This is a genomic window from Neobacillus sp. FSL H8-0543 (assembly GCF_038592905.1).
Lineage (GTDB): Bacteria > Bacillota > Bacilli > Bacillales > Cytobacillaceae > Neobacillus.
Map to the genome: position 1 here is coordinate 241,135 of NZ_CP151943.1, position 25,206 is coordinate 266,340.

Genomic DNA, 25,206 nt, shown 5'->3' on the forward strand with positions numbered 1-25,206 from the left:
AAGGAATATAGCTAGTAGACTGAAAAAAAACGAACTGGTCTTGCCAGTTCGTTCGTCCACACTTATAATCGCGGATCAATTGGTTCAGCTTCTAATGCCAAAACTCCTAACACACATTCATGAACACGTTCTAACGATTCTCTGTGTACAAACCGATTAACCGCTTCAATACCTAACGAGAATTCCTTCAAAGCATTTCGTTGTTTCTTCCCTGTATTCCGCTGCTTAAGACGCGCGAGGTTCTCTGGTAGTAAATAGTCCATGCCATAAATGATATGAAGATACTTACGACCCCTCACTTTAATTGCGGGTTGCAGCAGCTTGCCTTTTCGACGTGCCACGTAGATTTCAGGCTTGACAACAAAACCTTCATGACCGCTTTCTGTTATTTCTTCCCACCACTCAATGGCTGCTTTCTTTGAAGCTTCGTCAGAAACTACCCGATATTCTGTTTCCACAAACAAACGTGACAGTTGGCTAAATTCTTTGTTCTTTTCCATATGCCAAATATGCGGCTTATGAAAAAATGTTTCCGTGCTATGTGCCAACGTATGGAAAGGGGCAATTTGAATTCCTTCCAATCCTTCCGTTTCCCAGCAATATTTCTGATAGACCTCATTAAAAATCCTTGCATTTTCAACCTTTTTATCGTTTTGATGGATCCACTTTAAAACCTCTTTGCCACTGTAATAGGCTTTTTGGAGCTCATCGCTCAACTTACTACGATCTAGCAATGCCATTTCACCAACATGTGCATACTGATTTAGGATTAACTCTTTTGCTTTTAAATTCCACGGCAGAATTTCCGCATCAAGTAACACAAAGTCTGTGTTGTATTTTTCAAAATAACCGCTCTTAACTAAGTCCTCATTTAAAGCTGTTACAATTTGCTCTTCTAGTTCTTTTTTGAAAAATGCACGTCCTTTTCGGGTATAAATCATTCCCAACGTTGCCCGGCCGACATACTCCTGGCCCGCTTGCCTGTTTTTATATAAACACAAGATTCCTCTGCTACCCATATGCTTTTTCTCGACAACCATCGTTTCAACGCCATTGGCTTGATAGTATTCAAACGCTTCCACCGGATGCTCGAGGTAGCCATCTAAGCCTGATGGTTTTGGGGTAGGGCTCATGGTTGGTGGGAGATAGACCATTTCTTCAATCGGTATAGTGTAATGAGACAGATCATCCAAAGCTGGAATGGCACCATCTGCGTAAATCTGAACCTCCCCATACTGCTCAGTTAAAACGGTGTATCCCTCTAGGAATTTTGCAATATTAGGCGGATTCAGACGTTTACGTTCCCATTCCTTTAAAGGATTATCCACTACTTTTGCATAATCGGCTTTTGCTTTAACAGAGAAAATCTTTCTTTCTGGATAACGATAAGCTGTTAGATTGCCGCCGAAAACCACACCTTGATCAATATTGAGGGTGTTATTTACCATTAAAGGCTGCGGTTTTGGTTCATGTCCCCAAAGAATGAGTTCACTCGATTTATGGCCGCTTGTCCAATCTTTGCGGATAGGCTTTCCATTTTCATCATGACCATCAGTATCTCCGTAACGGCAAAAATCAGATATCCGCTGTGATTGTTTACCGATATAATGATCCCGGATACCCGCATGGACTGCAACCGCAACATTTACCCCGTTTTTCTGGAGGATGTAATGTGACTTAGCGCCAAGTAGTAAGTCCTTTATTTGTTCCTTTAAAAGCAAGGTCGCTTCATTTCCAAACTTCGCTTCGTATTCCTCAAACTCCGTTGCAACGTTTTCATCCCCATGTGTCAGCGTAACATTTTTCCCATCCAGCCAGCGGGCAATTTTCCAGCCATGGTTACTGTCAATCATAAAGGCTAGACCTGCTGCCACATGCTTTTGGAAAAATTGTAATGTCTCAAGTGAACGTGGACCGCGACTCATCACGTCTCCGAGTGAAAGGATTCTCCGACCTTCAGGATGGATAAAATATCCCTCCCCGTTTTCTGCATATCCAAGCTTTATCAAGATTTCGATAAATTCTTCAAAGCAGCCGTGAATATCACCGATAAAATCAATCCCTGTGCCAACGTCAATAACTAATGGATTGTCTAGTCGTTTCACATTTAATACTTGTATTTCTTCTTCACCAACAATGTAGGTAAGTCGAAAAGCTTCTTTTTTTATGGTTCGTAGTGTCGTTTTAAAATGCTGATACTGCTGCTTAATTCGGTTTCTCCCCCGAGGGAAATCCCTCCCCGCATCACGGCGAATCAACTCTGTTTCTGATATATTTAGCACAATAGCAATCGCTGGTACATGATATTTCCTTGCCATTTGGATATATTTTTCCCGTTCATAATCTCGTAAATGAGTTGCATCAACAAAGGTTAATTTATTTAGCCGACAGCGTTTAGCAAGGACAAAATCGATAGTTTCAAAAGCTTCTTTCGAAATTTGCTGATACTCATCGTAAAGTGCATTCGCTTCCTCTTTCGAACGCTGATTCCAACTAATAAATTCAATGTCACTAACAAGAACGCGGAATTGATCTGAGCTTAGCACTTCCGATTCTAAAATCTGTCCTTCTTGAATTAATTGGTTAACTAATGTTGTTTTTCCAGAATTAGAGGGCCCTATAAGCAGGACGATGCCCGCAGGAGGCAAATTTACTGTTGTCATCATCCTTCCTCCCTTCTAAAAATAGCCATTTGCGTTGGCTGACCATATGATTCTATTTCTTCACCAATACCTTGAAAACTCACTTGATAGCTGGAATCCTTCGTCCACTGTTCACACTTTTCGCGAAATTCTGCTCTTGTCCATTCAAACCTGTGATCATCATGACGCATCTCATCGTCCATTTCATAAACAACATTGTATTCCTGGTTTGGTGTTGTTACGATCAGTATCCGAGGACGGTAATCGTTTACTATTGTCTTAAATATATTAGGCAAGCGGTGCTCATCAATATGCTCAATTACTTCACAGAGAACGATAATATCTTTATTTTGCAGGCGTTCATCAAAATAATATAAAGATCCTGCCAGTGATTTTGGTTCAATATATCTTTCCTTATCATTTTCCTCCTGAAATCTTTTTATCGCCTTAACCCGTGATTTACTTGATGGCTCAATTGAGAGTATTTCTTTGACACCGTCAATGAAACCGAACTGAACGGAAAGCTTCCCTTCACCTGCACCTAGGTCGACGATTGTTTCCCGATTTGGTAAGCCTTTGATATAGTTTACAATCGCATCATAGCGTTGTTCATTTAAACGAACTTTTGGTTGTTCAACTATCCCTTTCGTACTCTGTTCCCGGTGATAAAATTTCGATTTAACGATTAAGCTTTGATAGCGAAGGGCTCGCTTAAGGATGAGTAACTTTGCCGGATGGCTTTCTAACCAGTCATCCCCATAACGGTCGAGTTTCTCGACTTCTCTTTCATCAATAAAGTAATGCTTATAGTTATCGATGACTGGAATGAGCGTGGAAATATGCTTCAATGCATTTTGAACCGTTTGTTCACCTGTTATAGTGATAAACTTGGCAGAGCTTTTTTCTCTAAATGTACTAACCCCGGATTCAATCGTCACTTTATAACCTATAGGCTTAAATAAGTCCTCAATTTCCCTATCATTCAAATCAGTTGCAACCGGTCCAAAGTTAAGTTCCATCACAAATGGATGGTCCACCCATTCGGTATACTCCTCATCTGGTTTTCCGTTTAACGCTGTTCCTAATGCCTTGCGGATAGCTGACACAAAAATACTGCTAACTGCAAATTCACGGTCATTTATGTAGGAAGTGATATCATACTTTTCTGCCGAATTTCGGGCTAAATCGATCGGGTCGGGTTGGACATAAATGAGGAACTCAGCTTCATCGTTTGTGAAGGTAGGATAAACGAGACGAACCTTGAACCCCTTCTCATTTCGCTCATAAAGATTGGTCGGATTTTTGGCTATCAGATACGAAACGGTTTCCGCCCCAGTCCCTCTAACGGTTAATGATAACTGCATATTTCGCACTTCACTTTCATTAGAATATTTTTTGCTTATAGTAATATAATTACACAAAAATGGAATTTTTGGAAATAGGTACAGATTAATTATAAAGGGTGTAACTTTGTTGTCGTTACACCCCCTACTTACTATTATAGACTTCCAATAAAATTCAATGAATCTAATTCCACACCATCCATTGCACCATCGATAATTTTCCTAACATCGGTTAATGTATCTTCAAGATTGACAGATTGCCCTTTCTGTCCAGTAAAAGGTTCGGCTACGTAAAAGGGTTGTGTTAAATAGGCTTCTAAACGTTCCCCTCGTTGATACGTCTGTACTTCCGATGTTGGTATGCCTGTAATCCCTTTAACATTCACCAACGACCGCAGTTCTCGGTAGCGGCGTAAAAGTTTTTGTGCTCTTTGCTGGATAGAAAGATGTTTTTGATCTAGGTGTGCACCTTCCAGTACGGAGGATGTTGAGTGAATTGGGTTTACGGCTGGCCATTTGTGTCTTGCTGCGAGGTCAATGTCGAACTGCCATAAGGTTTCAAGTGGGCCATATGGTAAATCTTCGTCAACTGATGCCCCCTGTAAATCTAGTAAAAAGGTTGTCACTGATTTAATGTTTGCTTCATGTAATCTTTCTTGAAGGTCGTAAATTTCTCCTGTTAAAACATGTGATCGATCAGCTACAAAAATGACCTCTTTTGTGGTGCCAATCGCCTTCATTTCTTCATATGCCTTTTCAATCGTATCTGCAACAATCTCCACTTCATCGGTAATATCCGTCAATTCTGGATAGTTTTTTTCGGGTTTTAACAATATGGTGGCATAACCCTCCCTCTTAAAGCGATAAAATAACTCAGCCAGGACAACCAGCTGCCCCATTCCTGGACGAGCCACCAAGCCAATTGTTCCTCCTTTTACGATTGGTGCGAACAAATCTAAAGTCTTAATTTTTGTTTCAATCATCTCTACCGTCTCCCCTCTTACAATCAATTCATCTAAACTACATTGCGCCAAGGTGGCAAGTGCCACTAATGTTCTAACTTCCGCACGACCAACGGGAATTTTCCCTGTACATAAATTGGATACAGTAGCTGGCCGCAATCCCACAGAACGGGCTGCACTTGTTAGATTTGGTACTCTTCTCCTTAATAACGATACATTCAAGCTGATATCTTCCAATACTATCCACCTCCCATTACATATAAGAGTAATTTAAATTACTCTTAAGCGCAATAGTTTTTTTACTCTAAAGCGTAATTATTTTTACATTTTATAAAAATACGGTATGACTTTAATAAGTCATACCGTGTAAATTAATATTTATCATCATAATAGTATTTTCTATTCTTGGCTTGATAGCACGCTTCACATGTTGGAAAAGAATGATCCCAAGGGAGGTTCTTTCCGCAGTTTTTACACTTTTTCACAAATTTCTTTATATCTGTTTTTAGACGATCCTGTACCTTATCACTGTATTCTTCACGTAGACGCTCCCAATAAATCGCCTCCGTTCTTTCACCTAACCGATATAAAAACAACAAATGAAGACCAATTGCTTTATAGGTCAACTCTAAGTCCTCGAGGCTGCGTTGTTTAATTGGTGGTTCTGGCAGTGGACGCCCCTGAATAATCGCATACATTGTTTCTTCCCATTGCTTCGAAAGTACCAGTTCATTTTTTGAAAAAGGCAGATGTAAAAATCCATAAAGATCCATCAATGGCAAGCGCGCTTCAATTTCAGTACCAGCAATAATTTGATAAAGTGTACGTTCCTCGGTTAGTGCAGCCTTTTTTGTTCCCTTCGGACTTTCAAATTTCCCCCAAAGTTCGAAGAAAGAACCCAAATCACGGTAGTACCGTTGAAAACGCTCGAACACTGAATTCGTAGGGGCAATCGAGAAAGTGTGAACAGGCTCGTCCTCTTGCATTAATAAGCGGCGCATTAATTTAATATCTCGAGTGAAAGCCACCTTACCAATATCATAAATTCCTTTTCTGCCGGCACGTCCGGCAATTTGTTTGACCTCCTGGGACGTTAACAGCCGCCTTCTTGTACCATCAAATTTTTCATTTTCTAAAAATACAATTCTTCTTATTGGCAGATTTAAGCCCATTCCAATCGCATCAGTCGCCACAATTACCTTTGTTAAACCTGAATTAAATTGCTGAATCTGCTTTTTTCTCGTTTCAGGAGGCATACTACCGTAGATCATACTAACCGAATGACCGTCATTTTGAAGACGTGAGGCCGTTTCAAGTACCCGCCTCCTTGAAAAACAAATGAGTGCATCGCCTTTTTTAATATGTTTTATATGAAATTCCTTGGTTTCAACCTCAAGAGGGGTATCACGGCTGTACTCGTGAATTTTCATGTCTGAATCACCTAAAAGCTGCAGCAGCATGGGTTTCGCATTTCTACTTCCGATAATATGTACTTCATGTGCTTTCGCTTTCGTAATAGCTTTATACCAAGAAAAACCACGATCCTTATCGGTGATCATTTGTGATTCATCAATAACTACGATTTCATACGCATCTTTTTCATGGAACATTTCCACGGTGGAGGAAATATGCTTAGCGTCCAGAACCATTTTTTCTTCCTCACCTGTTTTTAAGGAGCAAGGTGTTCCCTCAGCATTTAATTTATCATATACTTCCAGAGCTAATAGCCTTAGCGGGGCAAGATACAAACCGCTGCTAGATTTCTTCATTCGTTCCAAGGCATGATGTGTTTTCCCTGTATTCGTTTCTCCAATATGAAGGATATACTGGATTTTCCTGTCAACGGAGGGGCTGTACTCCTGGCCAAATATCTCCTCCATGATTCGAGTTTCTTCCAGTTTCTTTCGTTCGATTATTGCCTCTTCCTCTTGTCTTTTCCGTTCTCGTTCTCCAAAATCCTCTTCAAAAATTTGCTGATGGACCTCAAGATCAAAAGGAATATCCACAAGTTTTAAAAGATCTGTAAGATACTCATTTTGAATGTCCTCAATAAAGTAGTCTTCTACTTCATAAAGTAATTGGGCAATACTTCCCTTAACAAAAGAAGGAGACAGGTTTTGATCGAACGTTTCTAAGAATTGAGTTTTAATCTTTGACGGCAATTTTTCAAGGACCATTTGTGGGAGCAAGTCGGACAGATAATCAGAAATTAAACTTTCATATACAAAAAAGTAGGTTTGGTATTCATAAAAGCTCCGGCCCGAGTGAACAGTTTTATGAATGTCCCCGGTTAATTCTTCAAAAAACTTCGCAACTGTTGTATAGGCATCTGGTTGGAAGTTACCCTCATCTACTAACTTCTCCTCTAATGCAAAGGTATCTACGGATTGAAATTTTTTATTATTCTTGATGTCTGCTGCTAGCTGTGTTGCAATAAAATACCGAATGTATAAATAAAAAAGTCCATAGTTTTCTTCTAGAATATTGCTTGCATCTTCTTCGATGTCCGCACGAATTTCTTGTTTCTTTTCCTCTAAATCTGCTTTTATTTTTCGTTTCAGATAATCTTCTTTCGCATGATGGTACCGTTCTCCCCATTCCGCGTCTTTCCCTTTGCTTGTTTCACTTAACCATTCCATTACATTAAATGGTTGATATGTCCGCATTTCATCTCGAAATAACTTATTAATTAGTTTACGGTCAATTCCCTGAACCTCAAACCCTTTATCACTCAAAAATTGCTTTTTTTCATTTTTTGGCACATCATTTGTAGATTTATTCAACCACACATTAATCCAGAGCTGCTCAAGATAATGGCCACGGTCTGCTACATAATCCTCAAATTTTGGTAAAGTTTCCTTTGTCTCAAAGTAGTGATCAATGTCTTCATAGATTTTTCTTTTTGTATGTTCAATGGCTTGAGGATAAATGATTGTTAATTTGCTCATGTAATTTACTCCTCTTTAAATTGGCGTTTTTTGCGCATAGAATCATTTTCTTTTTCGCGTAATTTGGGTATAATGAAATCATAGAGAAGCATATAGTAAAAAGACCGAGCACGCTAGAGACATGCTCAGGTCTTGCAATAGGCGGTTCCCCTAAGGGAATCGGCATAAGGGCAATAATCCACCACTTACGCTTGCTGGCTCAAGGGTGGATTATTTCTTTTTATGGAAAGACAGCACCGCAACAATGAGACTAGCAAAAGAAACAGCTAACATCAATGCTTGAAAAACCGTCATAGGCAACACCCCCTTTCAGAGGAGAGTGTGCCGACCACCCTTGAGAAACCCTATTCTATTGCAATTCTCATTATATCATCAAACAATATATCGAACAAGCGTTCTTTAAATGTTATGTTGAGTACAATATTGGTCAACTAAGTCTTCAATTTGACCAAGCTCTGGAAACGTCCCTGAAAAATCAAACTTAATTTCTTCAAGAAATTCCTCCCGATTATATACATGAATCGCACCGTTTTGTTGAATCACACTAAATTCTGGTACAAATCGATACCCGCTACGCTCAATTGCTCCCATTCAAACGACCCCTTTTTGATGAAATTATTTTAGTATTTGCTTAAAAATAGAAGCTAATTCTTCAAAATCCCACTCACTGGCGGATAACCCTCCCAACTGGCGGATAACCCTTCCAACTGGCGGGATAACCCTCCCAACTGGCGGATAACCCTTCCAACTGGCGGATAACCCTCCCAACTGGCGGATAACCCTCCCAACTGGCGGATAACCCTCCCAACTGGCGGATAACCCTCCCAACTGGCGGATAACCCTCCCAACTGGCGGATAACCCTTCCAACTGGCGGATAACCCTCCCAACTGGCGGATAACACATCCAACTGGCGGATAACCTTCCCAACTGACGGATAACTCTCCCAACTGGCGGATAACCCTTCCAACTGGCGGATAACCCTCCCAACTGGCCGATAACCCTCCCAACTGGCCGATAACCCTTCCAACTGGCGGATAACCCTTCCAACTGGCCGATAACTCTCTCAACTGGCGGATAACCCTCCCAACTGGCAGATAGCCACTCCCAATTATAACGGTTCAACACTACTTCTTAAAAAGAAAGGACGCATACCAATGTACACGTCCTTTCGCAAATTATGCTGTTGTAAATACTTCATTCTTGTTTGATTGGTGACGAATGGTCGCTTGGGCTGCTGCTAGTCTTGCTAATGGGACACGGTAGGGTGAGCAGCTGACATAGTCTAGACCTGTTCGGTAACAGAAATCTATTGAGCTCTTTTCACCGCCATGCTCACCGCAAATACCAGTTTTCAGCCCTGGCTTAGTTGTGCGACCCAGCTTGACAGCCGTTTCTACAAGCTTGCCTACCCCATTTTGATCAAGGACGGCAAATGGATTTTCAGGAAGGACCTTTTCTTCAATATAAGACTGCAGGAATTTCCCTTCTGCATCATCACGGCTGTAACCAAAAGTCGTTTGCGTTAAGTCGTTGGTTCCAAAGGAGAAGAAATCTGCCTCTTCCGCAATTTGATCTGCTGTCAACGCTGCACGCGGGATTTCAATCATGGTTCCAATTGTATACTGAAACTGCTTTCCGGTCTCCTCTTGAACCGCTACCGCTGCATCAGTGACAACCTGACGCATCCGCTTTAATTCATTGACATGTCCAACGAGAGGGATCATGATTTCAGGCTGTATTTCTGCTCCATTATCAGCTAGGGTTGCTACAGCATAGAAAATTGCTTTTGCTTGCATTTCATAAATTTCAGGATACGTCAAACCAAGACGACAGCCGCGGTGACCGAGCATTGGGTTAATTTCATGTAACTGGCGAACCTTTTTAAGCAATAGCTCTTTTTCCTGTAGCTCAGGAGAAGTTGGATTTTGAATTTGAAGCTTAGTTACTTCCACTAACAATTCATCTTTGTTAGGTAAAAATTCATGTAAAGGTGGGTCCAATAAGCGAATGTTCACTGGATAGCCCTTCATTTCTTCAAAAATCCCCTCAAAATCACTTTGTTGCATTGGTAATAGCTGCGCTAAAGACTCTTTACGTTCACTATAGTGTTCGGCTAAAATCATTTTCTGTACAATGGGCACTCGTGCAGCATCCATAAACATATGTTCAGTCCGAACCAAGCCAATACCGGTAGCGCCAAATTCAAAAGCCTTTCTTGCGTCAACCGGGTTATCTGCATTGGCACGAACACTAATTTTTTTCTCTTGATCTGCCCATGCTAACAGGAGCTGGAACTCATCAGAAAGCTTCGGTTCAATCATTGGAATTTCACCAAGCATAATTTCACCTGTTGAACCATCGATTGTAATTAAATCACCGTATACGATCACTTGGTCCTCAACCGTAATTTGTTTTGCCTTAACATCAATTTTTAATGCTTCACAGCCACAAATACATGCTTTCCCCATTCCACGTGCGACAACGGCTGCGTGGCTTGTCATTCCACCGCGACTTGTTAAAATTCCTTGGGCAGCAACAATACCATGGATATCATCAGGTGTCGTTTCCGGACGGACAAGGATTACTTTCTTGCCTTCCGCACTTAATTGTTCTGCTTCATCTGCGTCAAATACGACTTGACCCGTTGCCGCACCTGGTGAGGCAGGCAGACCCTTTGCCAATAATACTCGTTGATGTTTATCATCTATTCTGCGGTGAAGTAGTTGGTCTAATTGTTCTGGATCCACGCGAAGCAACGCATTCTGTTTATCAATAATTCCTTCTTCAACCATTTCAACAGCAATCCTGATTGCCGCTTGTGCAGTCCGCTTGCCATTACGCGTTTGAAGAATAAAAAGTTTGCCCTTCTCTACAGTGAATTCAATGTCTTGCATTTCCTGATAATGCAACTCAAGCTGCTTACAAGTATCGACAAATTGTTGATAAACTCCTGGCATTTCATCCTTTAAGGTTTGGATTGGTTGAGGTGTACGAATCCCTGCTACTACGTCTTCACCTTGAGCATTTATTAAGTACTCACCATAAAGTTTGTGTTCACCAGTGGATGGATTCCTTGTGAAGGCTACACCAGTCCCAGAGTCATTACCCATATTTCCAAACACCATACTTTGGATATTGACCGCAGTGCCAAGGTGATCTGGAATCTTATTTAAACGGCGGTATACAATCGCACGCTGGTTATTCCAGGAATCAAACACTGCATTAATCGCAAGAAACAACTGTTCTTTTGGATCCTGTGGGAAATCTTTTCTTGTATGTTTTTTTACAATTCCTTTATAACCAACAATAACTTCCTTCCAATCCTCGGCTGTCATCTCTGGATCTGAGTTATACCCCTTTTGTTCACGTGTTTCTTCTAAAAGTTGTTCAAAATAATAAACATTGATATCAAGCACTACATTACAAAACATTTGAATAAAACGTCGATAGGAGTCATAAGCAAAACGAGGGTTGCTCGTTAATTTCCCCATTCCCTCAACGGTTTCATCATTCATCCCAAGATTTAATATGGTATCCATCATTCCAGGCATGGAGAAAACAGAACCCGAACGAACGGATACGAGTAATGGATCAACTGGGTCACCAAGTTTCTTACCCATTTTTTCTTCCAAACGGCTTAGTGCCACGAGTACTTGGCTTTCAACTAAAGATGGTATGGATTTACCTGCCTCATAATATGCATTACATGCTTGTGTTGAGATTGTGAAACCATGGGGAACAGGTAAGCCGATATTTGTCATTTCAGCTAAATTGGCCCCTTTTCCTCCAAGCGTCTCTTTCATCGTTCCATTTCCCTCATTGAATAAGTAAACAAATTTTTCCATCATTATTAGCTCCTCTCTTTTTTAAGCACTTCTAATATCAATCCAGCTGTTTCTTCTATTGCTTTATTGGATACATTAATTATTGGGCAGCCCACACGCTTCATTATTTTTTCAGCGTAATCCAATTCTTCAAGGATACGCTCAAAGCTTGCGTAATTTGCCTGTGAACCTAAACCTAATGCTTTTAGGCGTTCTGTACGAATTTCATTTAACTTATCCGGTGAAATAATTAACCCAATCGTATTTTTTCGCGGAATCTCAAATAATTCCTCTGGAGCTGGAACCTCTGGAACCAGCGGAACATTCGCTACCTTAAAGCGCTTATGTGCTAGATACATAGACAATGGGGTTTTTGAAGTTCTTGATACTCCTACCAAAACAATATCCGCCTTCAGAATTCCCCTTGGGTCTCGACCATCATCATATTTCACAGCAAATTCAATGGCTTCAATTTTCTTGAAGTACTCTTCATCCAATTTCCTCATCAAACCAGGTTGATGATGTGGCTGTTTATTAAAACTTGCTTCAAAAGCATTCATTAATGGACTAAGCAAATCAACCGCGATGATATTTTCTTCTTTTGCACGTCGATCCAAATATTCCTTTAAAACAGGGATGACAATTGTATAAGCAATAATTGACTTTCCAACCTTTGCTAAAGCGATAATATCCTCAATATCCTCCAAATCTTCCACATATGAATTGCGTCGGATATCCACTTGGCCCCCATTGAATTGGGTTGCCACAGCTTTTACAACAAACTCAGCCGTTTCCCCGACCGAGTCGGATACAACATAGACAACTTCCTTTTGCTCTAGAATCGTCGCCACTCTCCCTTAAACCGATTTTTGTTCCATGATTTCTAAATATGCCCGTGTAATCGTTGTTTTCGTAATCCGACCTACAATTAAATATGTATGCTTTTCTTCATCTACTTCTTTTATTACCGGCAACGAATCTATGTGATTATTAATCATTTTTTTTGCTGCATCTAACAAACTCTCTTCTGGGTTGATGGTAATAATATTTGGCATTCTCGTCATAATTACACTTACAGGTAATTCCTGTAAATCCTTGTTCCCGATAGCCGTTCTTAGTAAATCCTTTCTAGAAATGACACCGGCTAAATGACCTTTTTCGTCAACGGCATAAAGCGTTCCCACATCTTCTAAAAATAATTGAACGATTGCATCATAAACGGAAGTGGATATATCAACCACAATCGGGTGTGCCTTGTAATCGGTGACCTTCTGATGTAAGAACTTTTCTGCCTGTAGCTTCGTTTGATAATTATGATTGAAATAGTAACCAACCCTTGGCCTTGCATCCAAATTTCCTGACATCGTTAAGATAGCTAAATCTGGTCTTAATGCAGCCCTCGTTAAGGAAAGCCTCTCAGCAATTTGTTGCCCTGTAATCGGACCATTTTCTTTTACAATTTCTAGAATTTCTGCTTGCCGTTTAGTCAGTTTGATCACATCCACCCCCTTTAACAAACATAATTATGTTACATTTTTTATAAAAAGTATAAATGTGCTATACTTATTTATATATAGTATATTACATTAATAGAAAAACGGAAACAATTTGTTCAACATTTTTTTGACAAAATGGAAAACTATTTATTTTTCGCAAAAAAAAGAATCCGAGGGATTCTTTTTTCAATTTAACAAGAAGGATATTTAATTACATTTTAAGTTATATCCCTACTTGCTCACATTCTAAGTACACAAAAAAACCGAACTATTTAAAGTTCGGTTTAATAATTATTTATTATAAGTGGGCCTAAATGGACTCGAACCATCGACCTCACGCTTATCAGGCGTGCGCTCTAACCAGCTGAGCTATAGGCCCATGTTTTTTGGAGCGGGTGAAGAGAATCGAACTCTCATCATCAGCTTGGAAGGCTGAGGTTTTACCACTAAACTACACCCGCAAATGATTAAATCCTTGTAGACCTAAGCACAAAAAACATTATAGCACGATGGTGTTATCTTGTAAACTATTTATCTGAAAAAAATCTTTGACTAATTAAAACATTAAAATTAGTAGAAATTGGTGCCTGTCACCCAGTATTTACTTACACTGGGCAAACAAGCATTCGGCTCCATGGTATCGATTCACTTCATCTTCATGAACTGCATTCGTTGATTAAATAGGCTTGGGTAGGATAAAAATCCAAGCATGATACTCGTTACAGCTGCTGTTGTTAATAGGAGAAACAGAATAAGCAATTGAAATTGAACTGCTTGAATTGGGCTTGCGCCTGCAATGATTTGACCGCTCATCATCCCTGGAAGCTGAACAAGTCCAATCGTTTTCTGGCTCTCAATGGTTGGAATCATGCTTGCTTTAATCGATGTAATCAGCTGTGTATGGATGGCTTGCTTCGGAGTCCCGCCAACAGATAGGATAAGTTCCGTTTGTTCCTGGTTTGTATCCACTTCTGCTATAAAACGATTCAAAAACAGGATGGCGAGCACCATGGAGTTTCCAATCATCATCCCGCTGATTGGGATGATATACTGTGCCGTAGCTGGTGTAATCTTGAATCCAAGTAGAATACCTTGTGTTAATACTTCAATGAAAACTAACGTGACGGCTACTTTCCATGTGATCCCTTTAATTGCTTGACCTTTTTTTCTCGCATTTTGAGTAGCAGCAACAATCATCACGACTACCATCAATAACATATAAAGGATGCTTTCTGAATCAAAGACAAACATTAGAATATACCCAACTACGAATAATTGGATAATAGATCTTACTACAGCAATAATGGTATCCTTTTCTAACCCAAGGTTAAAGGTTTTGGATAAGAAAACAGGAATCAACACAAAAACAAGTGCAATGGCAAGGGCAAGGGTACTCATTCCAATTCCCCCTTTACAAATTGTATTACTTTTTCATTTACAGGAGCATTCAATAGTTCACTTTTGCCAGCCTCAATGACTTCCCCTTCCATCATCACCCAAGAGTAGGTTCCAATTTCTTTTGCTTGCTGCAAATTATGAGTAATCCAAACAATTGTTACACCATACTTCTCATTGATTTTTACGATAAGTTCTTCTATTTCTTTTTGTGATACTCGGTCCAAAGCAGATGTGATTTCATCTAGCAATAATATTCGAGGATGATTTACGAGTGTACGGGCAATGGATACCTTCTGCCGCTGTCCACCTGATAAGTCTCTAACATTTCTATGTAAAAATTCCTCACTCAAGCCAACATCCTTTAATAAATCCTTTGCTGCCTTTTCAGCCAGATTTTTCCCTTGCAGTGTTAGTGGTAACCCTATATTTTGTAGCACATCCCCATTGATCATCGGTGCACTTTGAAGCGCAATTCCTACTAACCGGCGCAGTTCCACTGGAGCAAAGCTGCTAATTTTCTTGTCTTTAATATATATTTCACCTGAGTCTGGTGATAGGAGTCCGTTACAAAGCTTCAACAACGTTGTCTTTCCAGCACCCGAAGGACCTACCAACGTTGTAATCGTCCCCTCATAAAAGGATCCAGTAATATTTTTTAATATATGGTTATCGTCAGAATAAAAATTTACTTTGTTAAAGTGGATAGCTGGTGTTAGGATTGCTGTCATTCTTTCACTTCCTTTAATATCATGATTGCGAAATACTGGTGAATATTGTCTATTTTAATGTACTCATTTATACTTAACCTATGTTAAGTTTAAAAGCTTATATAAACAACTAAAAAGGGGGAGTAAAAAGTATGAAACTTGGTGCATTTTCTGTAAGTTTGAACGTAACAGACATTAATAAATCAAAAGAATTTTATGAAAACCTAGGATTTCAAAGCTTTGGCGGTGACATTTCACAAAATTGGCTTATTTTGAAAAATGAAAATTGCATAATTGGACTATTCCAAGGAATGTTTGAAAAGAACATCCTGACTTTTAATCCAGGATGGAATGAAAATGCGGAGAATATTGAATCTTTTACAGACGTTCGTGAGCTTCAAAAGCAGCTTAAAGAAAAAGGTATCAATATGCTGTCAGAACCAATTGAATCAAATGAAGGACCAGCACATTTTATTATAGAAGATCCAGATGGGAACCAGATTCTTGTTGACCAACATAGATGAAAAAGAGGAAATAACGAAACGTATTCAAAATGGGCCTAATGGACTCGAGCCATAGACCTCACGCTTTTCAGGCGTGCGTTCTAAGCTGCTGAGCTTTAGGCCCATGTTTATTTGAAGAGGGTGAAGTGATCTCACGGATTGTTCTAGTTTTTAGCAACAAAATTTCGTCTTATCTTTTATTAAAGGTGGAGGAATTTCCTGCTCTATTATTTATGAAATAAAATATTTTCTAATGTCTTTGCATTTTCTTTATCTAACGTTCCATATCCTTCTTTTACATTGTTACTAATAATAGTTGCCGTATCATTACTTTGATTGAACCAAATCTGGTATTCAAATAATCTTTCAGGCATATTCTCATCATATCTGAAAAACAGGGTCGCCTTTACATCTTCTTTTCTAGCCATTTTAGGTTCTACATTTGGTTTCCACTTAATTTGTTCAAATGCTTTTCTTAACGCATCTATCGTTTCTTCATCAGTAATCATTCCAGCTTCTTCATAGCTATCATCATCTGCCTTAACCACTTCAACATCTACTCTGGTAAGTTGTTTAAAGTCAAACTCATTCGGAGCTTTATTTGTACAGCCTATTAGAAACATTGCGGAAATAATACAGATGATAAAGCAGATATTCGTTTTTTTCGACAAAAAACCAACCCCTACTATCCTTAATTTATCCAGTTTATCAATATCAATATCAATTAATCATTGGATAAATAAGCTTTTATTTTAGGAAACACTTTGATAGCTGTGTTGTAGAAAACATCCTGATGATACGACTTTGGAATGATATCCTGGATGAAATCGATATATGGATTGATAGGGGTAAGCGGCCAATCGGTTCCAAATAAGAACTTCTCATAGTTATTGGTAAATGTTAAGGCGTGCAGAAGATGATCAAAAAATCTTGTTTCTTGGAGCCGCTTAATGTCACCATCCGCTCCAACAACAAGTCCTGATAAATCTGCGAATACGTTCGAATTTTTATAAACAACCTCTGCACCATCAAGGACCCACGGATCTCCAAAATGAGCCATCATTATGGTCATGTCCCTGTGCTTTACGGCCACATCATCAATCGCTAGCGGATGTGAGAATCGCAGTCTCCCCCGCTCCGAATATGTGTCCCCTGTATGATAAACGACCGGGACACTGTATTTCTTTGCAATTTTGTAAACAGGTTCATAGACTTCATCATAGGCATAAAATGGATAATACCCTAAGTAGATTTTAATACCGACACAATCAGGCTTTTGGACATCCTTTTCTAATTGCAGAAGTGCCGCCTCATCCAGCCGAAATGGATTAATTCCAGCACAATAAACAATGTTTTTCGGGATGACCTTGGTTAAATCTATCCCCATTGGTGACGGGGAAGCTGAATCAGGAAATCCTTCCCCAGCTGTTTCGGTAACCCCCATCGCAATCCCTAATACGATGTTATTTTCTGCAAATTCCCTTTCAATCCCCTGAAACGAGTAATCTACTTTCGAAATGTCAGTGGCTGTTTCGTGAAAACTTCTTATATCTGAATAATGAATATGTGCGTCAATTATTTTCATTTTCTACCTCATTAAATGTCATTCGGCGGAGATCCTCTGCTTCATCTGCACTAAGAATATTATCTGACCCTAAGATGAAGGATGGAGCTGAAAGGAATTCCATGCCATTCGCCATTTGCATATCTCTCCATATGGATACAAGCATAACCTCTTTGTTCATATAGGCTTCGATGTTAATCGCTTCCCGGTCAGCGATTAGTTGTAGCACTTCGTCACCAGTAGTTGAAGCAACGATTACATGGTCTGATAATTCTGTTTGAATCTCTGTACTCCCTGCGACATAGGTTCTGTTACTTCCTGCGCTTTTTACCGTTCCAACGGCAAAGGCACCTTCCGTATACCATTTCTTATAATGCATATACGTACCAGTGTTTTGAAGAATTTTCGTGACAACCGCTACAACCGGAACGCCAGGCAGCATGACATAATATTGTTCAATACCAAGGCCTTTAAATTCTTCATTATTGGTGAAATTTGTTGAAATCTTAAGACCCTTCCAGACTCTTCCTTCATTATCAATGAGAGATCCATCGCTAACGATGGTTTTTTCGTTTACAAAGGATTTTTGATTGATCCCGTGTAAAACGAAACGAATCCCTCCACTCCATGGATTCCACCATGCACGTGGCTGAAGTGATGGAAATGACGTATCTAACCATTCTTTTCCCTTAATTTTCAGAGAAAATACCGTTGGATAAAAGGTTTCGGCTGCAGCAATCGATATCTCACCATTACTTGCTTCCAGAATCTCCAACCCGTCTCTCGTACATTTTTGAAAGCTAATTAAGTGAGTAGATGGATTCATGGATAAAGCTTTTTTAAAATCTCGCACCCCATTTATCTCATACTCCGCTACCACAGATGAAAGTGGAGAAGGATTGCTCTGAACAACTTCACGTACTTCTCTTTTTTCATCCTCTACCGCTAGAATTGTCGATTTTCCTTTATTAAAAGAAACTTCTCCTTGTAAATACCCAGCTTTTCTGTCAATCAACACAGCTTCTTGCCCAGTTGTCTGTATAAATAAATCATCAGCAGTTGCGGCTGTTCTCACCCTTTTTCTCAAGGCAAACTCTCTAAATTCTTCCCAGCTTTGGTAGGCCCCAAACGAATGATATACAGGCTTCGTTTTAACCTCACCATTTGCTTGAATATTCCCAAGCGCATGTTCTACATACATATACCAATTTTCAAAATTAATTTTTGTTTCCTTTGGCCAGGTGATTCCGTGGGCATATGGCTCATACCGAGAAAATAACCAGTTTTCAGTCAGCTCATTACTATTCCACTTACCATATTCTGAGTATGCTCGTTCCTCCACTTTTACAACATGATCATTCAGCACAAAAACTGGCTTAAACAGCTCATGATAAATAGGCTGCATCATCCAGATCGGTTGAGTTATGTCTGAATGATTATTCCGAACAATATAAGATTGCTCGAGTAATCCTTCAGCATACAGCTTTGACACACTGACTACTTCCACATCCGCAAAGTCTGAGGATTGATAGGTTGCATATAAAACCATCACACCGTTTTCTTCCTTATATTCTACTAAACTAGGTTTGCGTTTTGAGAATTCACTTGAATAAGGCTTGCCGAGCTTCGGAAACATCCCAATCGTCTTTTGTGTTCCCTTCGTTAATCGGCCCGGAATGAGATCATTGTCAAATTTACTCAAATACAGATGATACAACCCGTTATAAATATGCCAATAATCTTCACATTCCCCATAAAAACGGCCGCCTAAACCTTTAAACCCTATGCTGATTTGCTTGATAAAAGACTGCTTGATCCCATTTTTCTTTTCCACCTCAACCTCAATTGTCGGGGCATAAAATCCATAGTTTATAAGTGTGTAAGGAACAACGATCGAAGTCTTTTCTTTTGGAGCTAATTTTACCTTAAAAGTTGATTGCTTTAATGACACAAGCTTATGCTTCGGAATGTTCAATGTATAGGTTGTCAAGTCATTCACATTATTTTCTACGTCAAGATAATAGACAGCCTCTTCATTTACAAAACACTGTGACCCAGGTACAACACCTGTAATCTTTGCCGGCCATTTCGGTAAAATGCCTACAGCAAACTTCGCTTTTTTACCATTAATCCAAACATTTGTGACAACAGAAGGATGCGTTCTCCAATTGCTTTGCTCTTCTTCTAACTTTTCAAGCTGAAAAGCCGCTTCAATTACCGTCTCATCCTCAACCGTTAGGGATTGCTCAAACGCATATCGAACAATTTTATCGTTTTCTCCTTTGAACTGAATAGGAAGCGGTTTTCCTGTCTTATTTTTTATATGATAGCGAACTGTGTAGCTTGCATCACAAACGAGTGTAAAGTTTTCAACTGAAACGGTAATCGCGTACTCATTGGTCTCAATCGATCGAAGTCCGCGTCCTGTCCGTTCGAATTCCATTCGCAGCTGATTGCCATTCGAATCCCACGTATACTCGTAATACGTAAAATCATTATCCTTTCTGCCATCTGGACTGACCTCAACAACTCTCGTGCTTGCTTCATACCAATTCACGTTTGAAAAATAATCCATGACGGCTTCGGTATTTAACACCGTTGGCATAAAGTTCATTAGATGTGTCGTATCATCTCGATCTTCCCAAAAAAATCCACACTTCTTATACAAAGGAACAGCCTTTGTATTCCCTGCCCATGTGTACAGATCAAGCCTTGGCCAGTTCAACTCGGTTACTCTTTCTAACGCTTTTAAGACGAGAAGCTTCCCGATTTTTTGCCCGTGGTAATCCGAACGCACATTTAACAAAGGAATATATAATGCTCCTCCATCTTCACGGTATTCAGATAACCCGCAGTACCCTGCAACCGTGTCTCCATCCATCGCTAAATAGAGATGAAGATTACTCGAATTTGCTTCTTGAATTCGCACTTTTTCCTCCGTCGTCACCTGGGAATCTCCCCCCCACCCGTCTCGGCTTAGATTCCACATTTCCGCAACGCCGGCTGCAAGACCTTCATGATACTCAACAATCTCAATATTTCGTTTTGTTTGTTCCATTCTGTGTACCTCCATTTGAAATTAACTATGTCTCACATTTCTTACTTACCTTATTTCCTTCTTTTCCACTCGTTTGATAATTACTCATTTACAACTCCTCCTTGTAGTTTTTTAGTAAATAATGGGTTGAACCCACTTTTTACTATACATGAGGTAAATTTAAGAAGTAAAGGAATTTTCCGAAAAATTGTAACAGGGGGTCAGGTGTAGTCTTTCTCTCTTGCAAAATAAAAAACCACACATAAATGTTGATATAACAACATTTATGTGTGGTTTAATGTTAAAAAAATGAACTATATTAATTTTCCATTACCCTAACCTTTCCATTGTTTACATTAGCTAAAAAAAGTTTGGTGTTTGAGAAAAGTTGAATGGTTTTTGTTTCCTTGTTTACAGAAGATTACTGTGTAAAATTTGTAAAGCGAAGCTGTAAAAGCTTCGCCTGTTTCTTCCTTCTTCTTATCTACTTAACTGTTCCACTCTTAAAGGCTTGTGTTCTCTGCTTACTTTAATGATCTCCCCGATAATGGCGATGGCAATTTCAACTGTTGTTTCCGAGCCAATCTCCAAGCCGATGGGAGAACGAACCTGCTCCAGCTGTTCAGCAGTGACTCCTTCACCTTTTAATTTTTCAATAATGCTTATCGTCTTGCGTTTGCTGGCAACCATCCCAATATAGGCAATTGGAAATTGCAATGCCGTTTTTAATACAATATCATCACGATCTTTTGTCACAATCAACACATATGACTTTTCATTTAGGTTGGCCGCGAGCAAAGCTTCCCCAATCTCCTCATTCACAAAAATGTTCGTCGCATTCGGAAAACGTTCCTTCGTGGCATAACCAACGCGATCATCAACAACACAATACGGATACTCAAGGGAATCTGCAAGCTTAGACAGCGCATGCGCTAAATGACCGGCTCCAGCCAGAACAAGTTCCGGCCTGCTTGTATAGACTTCAATAAACACCCGTAATGTTCCGCCACAATTCATTTGAATTCCGTCTTTCGCGTGTTTGTTCAATTTGTATTCCACGATTTTTGATTTACCGTTTTGGAGCGCATTGACACTCTCTTGGATAATATAGAATTCAGCCAAACCCCCTCCGACAGTGCCTTCAATCGAACCATCGCGGTAAACAATCATTTTTCCAACATGCCTGGGAGTTGAGCCCCTTGATTCAATAATCATTGCTAGTGCAAAGGTTTCGTTTTGACGTGCCAGCATGGCCACTTTTTCCATCAATAGCATGAATAGCTCCCCCCTTTTTTAAAAAATATCAATTCGGTTGATATTGCTTCGTGCTAAAAAAATAACGTAATAGATTTAAGGCGACTGTTTTTCTGTATACAGCTGTGGAGCGCTGATCATCTATTGGTTTAATGATCTTATCGAAGGCTGCCACAACCTGCGCGATGTCTGCATCTGCTAATGGTATGGTTTTTCCAAGCAACTTTTTCTCAATATCTAGGGAGCGAACCATTGTAGGTCCCACCGCCCCAAAGGCAAAGCGGACATCATCAATTACAGCGCCATTAATCCTGATATAGCCTGCAAACCCTACCTTGGCAATGGCATCTGCATTGCGGTTGCCGACTTTCTCAAATACGACATGAGCACCTTCTTCTAATACGTTTGGCAATATAATTTCAGCCAAAATCTCATTTGGATCACGCTGCACCCTTCGCACACCTTGTATAAAATCACTAATCGCTATAATACGTTCTCCAGAAACCGAACGCAGCAATAGCTTTGCGTTATAAACATATAATAATGGCAGCGTGTCACCGGCAGGAGAAGCGTTGCAAATATTTCCTCCCAATGTCCCTCTGTTTCGAATGGCCGGTGCCGCAATCGTTTTGATTGCTTTCTTTAAGGCAACAGGAATGAGCGGTTCTTCAAGTAATTCGCTATAGGTGCAGCAGGCACCGATGTGGAGATCCTTGCCATTATGGTACACACGTTTTAACTCAGAAAGGTGATCAATAAAAACAATTGGTTTCGGAATTTTCGGTGGGACTCCTCTTCGACTTTTGTGTAGGACCATGACATCGGTGCCGCCGGCAATAATCGCACAGTTTTCTTGATCCAATTGGCTCAACGTCTGGTCTAAGTGATCAAAGCGATATGCGATTATTTTTTCTGCCATAAGCCGTCCCCTTTTTTCGCTGCCAGGTCAATCGCGTCGACAATCATATTGTAGCCCGTACATCGGCACAGATTTCCAGATATACCCTCACGAATTTCAGCCTCTGTAGGATGAGAGTTTTTGGATAATAACGCGGCACTTGCCATGACCATCCCAGGAATGCAGTAACCGCATTGTACTCCGCCGGCAATTGAATAGCTCTCATCTAATATCTTAAACTCCTCCGTATCCATAATTCCTTCTATCGTTACAATATCAGCACCATCAATTGCGCCAATGGGAACTAGGCAGCTGTTTTGCAGGAGGTTATTCACAAAAACGCTGCAGGCTCCACATTCTCCTTCCCCGCAGCCTTCTTTTGTTCCGATTAACTCAAACTCATCTCTGATTAAATCTAGTAATCTTGCAGTGGCAGGGGCGTCCGTTTCTACCGTTCTTCCATTAAGGGTAAATGTAATCAACCTTCATCACCTACTTTCCTCCAAAGACTTTCCATAATGACTTCGGGTGTAACTGGAATCTGTTGAAAAGAAGTTTGTAGTGCGTCCTCAATAGCTGCTTGGACTGCCGGAGCACCGCCGATTAACGTCAATTCACCTGCGCCCTTCGCCCCGTATGGACCATCCGCGTAGGGGTTATCAAAGACCTTGCTTTCGATGAAAACAACGTCCATTGAAGTCGGTGGTCCATAATCCGTTATGCTTTTTTGTTGAATTTCGCCCTGTTTTGAAGTCATTTTTTCAAGATATCCATACGCTAATCCTTGCGCCAAGCCACCGTCAATTTGGCCTTTCATAATCCGGTCATCGATGACCTTGCCTACTTCATAATTGCCGTACACTTTTTCCAGCTTTACATTGCCTGTTAACACATCCACTTCAACTTCAACGATATTCACGCCCCAGGAATATGCTGGGTAGGCATCACCCGTGAAGGTTTTCTCGTTCCAAGGGATCATCTCACGGTGAACATAGTCTTCGACGACTTCCTGTTCCACCCCTGTTTGCCATTGTGCCTTAAGTTTTTTTGCGGCTCGTTCAAGCAATTTCCCAACAATCATCGTCGTCCTCGAGGCCACGGTCGGACCAGAGTCAGGTACCTCTTTTGTATCGGGATACGGGTACAAAACCTCTTCTAACGGTAGGTCCAGTTCTTTGGCAACAATTTTACATAGTGTGGTCAAAATCCCTTGTCCCATATCAGAATTTGAGATTTTTAGCGAAACCTGATCATCCTTGGATTTATGCAGCTTCACCTTTGCCTTAATATGATCTCTTTCGCCACTGCCTGTAAATCCACATCCGTGAAGGAACAGCGCTGTTCCCATGCCTTTTTTAAAGCGTAGATTCTGTTGATTGAAATTTTGAAACTCCATTTTTTTCTTTTTATATTGTGAAGCGTTTAGCAGGTCTTCGATCATTTCTTCCATTAAAATTGGGTCTCGGAATTGTCCTTTGGTAATGGTGGGGTCTCCTTGTTTGACGAGGTATTTTCGTTTATATTCAAGTGGTTCAATGTTTGATAGTTTACTAAGATGTCCTATATGACTTTCGATTCCAGCAAAGCTTTGCGGTGCTCCAAATCCTCTAAAGGCACCGTTCGGAACCGTATGCGTTTTTAAAACATAGCCTTTTGCATGAAAATGGGGGATATTATATACACCAGCACTGTTGAGTAATGCGCGCTGCAGCACGACAGAGCTTAATCCTACATTCGCTCCGCTATCTAGAAAAATCTCAACCCTCATGCACAAAATATTACCATCTTTATCAATGGCAGTTCGGTAGTTGAGTTTCGCAGGGTGCCTTTTCGTTGTCACCACCATATCCTCTGAACGGTCGAACACGAGCATCACTGATTTTTTGACTGCATTGGCAGCAACTGCTACGTGACACGCCATCATCGAAGGAAATTCTTCTTTCCCGCCAAAACCTCCGCCAGTAGGGCTTTGAACCACTCTGACGTCATCGTCACCACAAGCTAATGCGCTTTGTAAGGCATTTTTTATATAATAAAGACATTGCATTGAACCTTGGACGACTATTTCATCATCCTTATAAACAGCAAGCATTCCTTGCGGCTCAAGGTAGACATGCTCCTGATAGCCCGTATCATACTCTTCTTCAATAATTTGATGGGCACCTTGCTCGATCGCCGAAATCGTCTCTAAGCTTTCCCCAAATTCATAGCTTGCCATATTAACTCCAGGGGCTAATTTTTGTTTGATGGCTTCATCCAATGTATAGATTGCCGGATACTCTTCAAATTCTATCTTTATTCTATCTAACAATCCGTACAGGATATCCAGACTTTCCCCAACGAGCATGAGAATCGGTTCTCCGATATAATTAACCCACACATTAGCAAAAATAGGCTGATCTTCTTGGATAATTTTCACATAATTCGGACCAGGGATATGCTCAGCACCTACCACTTCATACCCTTCTGGAAGGTTTGGCAATTGAATGGAAATGATTTTTCCATAAGCAATCGGCGACCGAACCAAAACACCATACACCATATTTTCCACTTTCACGTCACTTATATAAGCGATCTGGCCTGACACTTTCCCTTTATGGTCCTTTTTGGGCACTGAGGTGCTTATGTC

Annotated in this window: 19 protein-coding genes and 3 tRNA genes; 1 reads left to right on the forward strand and 21 read right to left on the reverse strand. The window is 40.2% G+C overall.

Annotated elements, in window-relative coordinates; genetic code table 11:
* Window positions 1–62: 62 nt before the first annotated feature.
* The 13 genes from NSS81_RS01255 to NSS81_RS01315 form a co-directional block, all read right to left on the reverse strand.
* On the reverse strand, window positions 63–2,663 hold the full coding sequence (locus tag NSS81_RS01255) for a polynucleotide kinase-phosphatase (RefSeq protein ID WP_342433896.1): 2,601 nt from the start codon (window positions 2,661–2,663) through the stop codon (window positions 63–65).
* Window positions 2,663–4,006 carry a 3' terminal RNA ribose 2'-O-methyltransferase Hen1 gene (locus NSS81_RS01260; protein WP_342431763.1) on the reverse strand — a complete coding sequence of 448 codons (1,344 nt, stop codon included), beginning with the start codon at window positions 4,004–4,006 and terminating at the stop codon, window positions 2,663–2,665. Before NSS81_RS01260 ends, NSS81_RS01255 begins: the two co-directional genes overlap by 1 nt.
* A gap of 134 nt (window positions 4,007–4,140) precedes the next feature.
* On the reverse strand, window positions 4,141–5,184 hold the full coding sequence (locus NSS81_RS01265) for a hypothetical protein (protein ID WP_342431764.1): 1,044 nt from the start codon (window positions 5,182–5,184) through the stop codon (window positions 4,141–4,143).
* Between the two features lie 134 nt (window positions 5,185–5,318).
* Window positions 5,319–7,895 (reverse strand): DEAD/DEAH box helicase, encoded by a 2,577-nt coding sequence (locus NSS81_RS01270; protein WP_342431765.1) that lies wholly within the window; start codon window positions 7,893–7,895, stop codon window positions 5,319–5,321.
* Between the two features lie 399 nt (window positions 7,896–8,294).
* On the reverse strand, window positions 8,295–8,486 hold the full coding sequence (locus NSS81_RS01275) for a YbxH family protein (RefSeq protein ID WP_342431766.1): 192 nt from the start codon (window positions 8,484–8,486) through the stop codon (window positions 8,295–8,297).
* 24 nt (window positions 8,487–8,510) lie between these two features.
* On the reverse strand, window positions 8,511–8,963 hold the full coding sequence (locus NSS81_RS01280; protein ID WP_342431767.1) for a hypothetical protein: 453 nt from the start codon (window positions 8,961–8,963) through the stop codon (window positions 8,511–8,513).
* Between the two features lie 108 nt (window positions 8,964–9,071).
* Complete coding sequence (gene ppdK / locus NSS81_RS01285; protein ID WP_342433897.1) at window positions 9,072–11,741, reverse strand: pyruvate, phosphate dikinase; 2,670 nt, start codon at window positions 11,739–11,741, stop codon at window positions 9,072–9,074.
* Window positions 11,742–11,746: 5 nt separating this feature from the next.
* Window positions 11,747–12,562, reverse strand: coding sequence for a pyruvate, water dikinase regulatory protein (locus NSS81_RS01290; protein ID WP_342433898.1), 816 nt, complete (start codon window positions 12,560–12,562; stop codon window positions 11,747–11,749).
* Between the two features lie 15 nt (window positions 12,563–12,577).
* Window positions 12,578–13,219 carry a helix-turn-helix transcriptional regulator gene (locus tag NSS81_RS01295; RefSeq protein ID WP_342431768.1) on the reverse strand — a complete coding sequence of 214 codons (642 nt, stop codon included), beginning with the start codon at window positions 13,217–13,219 and terminating at the stop codon, window positions 12,578–12,580.
* A gap of 302 nt (window positions 13,220–13,521) precedes the next feature.
* Window positions 13,522–13,595: transfer RNA gene (locus NSS81_RS01300), tRNA-Ile, on the reverse strand.
* An 8-nt stretch (window positions 13,596–13,603) separates the two neighbouring features.
* A tRNA-Gly gene (locus NSS81_RS01305) sits at window positions 13,604–13,677 on the reverse strand.
* A 184-nt stretch (window positions 13,678–13,861) separates the two neighbouring features.
* Window positions 13,862–14,614 carry an iron export ABC transporter permease subunit FetB gene (gene fetB / locus NSS81_RS01310; protein WP_342431769.1) on the reverse strand — a complete coding sequence of 251 codons (753 nt, stop codon included), beginning with the start codon at window positions 14,612–14,614 and terminating at the stop codon, window positions 13,862–13,864.
* Window positions 14,611–15,342, reverse strand: a complete 732-nt coding sequence (locus NSS81_RS01315) for a phosphate ABC transporter ATP-binding protein (protein ID WP_342431770.1) — start codon at window positions 15,340–15,342, stop codon at window positions 14,611–14,613. The genes fetB and NSS81_RS01315 overlap by 4 nt, the downstream gene beginning before the upstream one ends.
* A gap of 131 nt (window positions 15,343–15,473) precedes the next feature.
* Here NSS81_RS01315 and NSS81_RS01320 point away from each other — a divergent pair, with 131 nt between their 5' ends.
* A complete protein-coding gene (locus tag NSS81_RS01320) occupies window positions 15,474–15,845 on the forward strand; it encodes a VOC family protein (protein WP_342431771.1) in 372 nt (123 codons plus the stop codon).
* A gap of 30 nt (window positions 15,846–15,875) precedes the next feature.
* Here the strand turns inward: NSS81_RS01320 and NSS81_RS01325 are convergent.
* From NSS81_RS01325 to NSS81_RS01360, 8 genes are all read right to left on the reverse strand, one after another.
* Window positions 15,876–15,948 (reverse strand) — tRNA-Phe (locus tag NSS81_RS01325).
* Window positions 15,949–16,051: 103 nt separating this feature from the next.
* Window positions 16,052–16,495 (reverse strand): hypothetical protein, encoded by a 444-nt coding sequence (locus NSS81_RS01330; RefSeq protein WP_342431772.1) that lies wholly within the window; start codon window positions 16,493–16,495, stop codon window positions 16,052–16,054.
* A 53-nt stretch (window positions 16,496–16,548) separates the two neighbouring features.
* Window positions 16,549–17,409: a TatD family hydrolase gene (locus NSS81_RS01335; protein ID WP_342431773.1), complete on the reverse strand. Its 861-nt coding sequence runs from the start codon at window positions 17,407–17,409 to the stop codon at window positions 16,549–16,551.
* On the reverse strand, window positions 17,396–20,446 hold the full coding sequence (locus tag NSS81_RS01340; RefSeq protein WP_342431774.1) for a GNAT family N-acetyltransferase: 3,051 nt from the start codon (window positions 20,444–20,446) through the stop codon (window positions 17,396–17,398). The genes NSS81_RS01335 and NSS81_RS01340 overlap by 14 nt, the downstream gene beginning before the upstream one ends.
* Before the next feature lie 459 nt (window positions 20,447–20,905).
* Window positions 20,906–21,700 (reverse strand): XdhC/CoxI family protein, encoded by a 795-nt coding sequence (locus NSS81_RS01345; protein ID WP_342431775.1) that lies wholly within the window; start codon window positions 21,698–21,700, stop codon window positions 20,906–20,908.
* 28 nt (window positions 21,701–21,728) lie between these two features.
* Window positions 21,729–22,598, reverse strand: coding sequence for an FAD binding domain-containing protein (locus NSS81_RS01350; RefSeq protein WP_342431776.1), 870 nt, complete (start codon window positions 22,596–22,598; stop codon window positions 21,729–21,731).
* Window positions 22,583–23,059: a (2Fe-2S)-binding protein gene (locus NSS81_RS01355; RefSeq protein ID WP_342431777.1), complete on the reverse strand. Its 477-nt coding sequence runs from the start codon at window positions 23,057–23,059 to the stop codon at window positions 22,583–22,585. The genes NSS81_RS01350 and NSS81_RS01355 overlap by 16 nt, the downstream gene beginning before the upstream one ends.
* Window positions 23,056–25,191 (reverse strand): xanthine dehydrogenase family protein molybdopterin-binding subunit, encoded by a 2,136-nt coding sequence (locus NSS81_RS01360; RefSeq protein ID WP_342431778.1) that lies wholly within the window; start codon window positions 25,189–25,191, stop codon window positions 23,056–23,058. The genes NSS81_RS01355 and NSS81_RS01360 overlap by 4 nt, the downstream gene beginning before the upstream one ends.
* Window positions 25,192–25,206 lie beyond the last annotated feature (15 nt).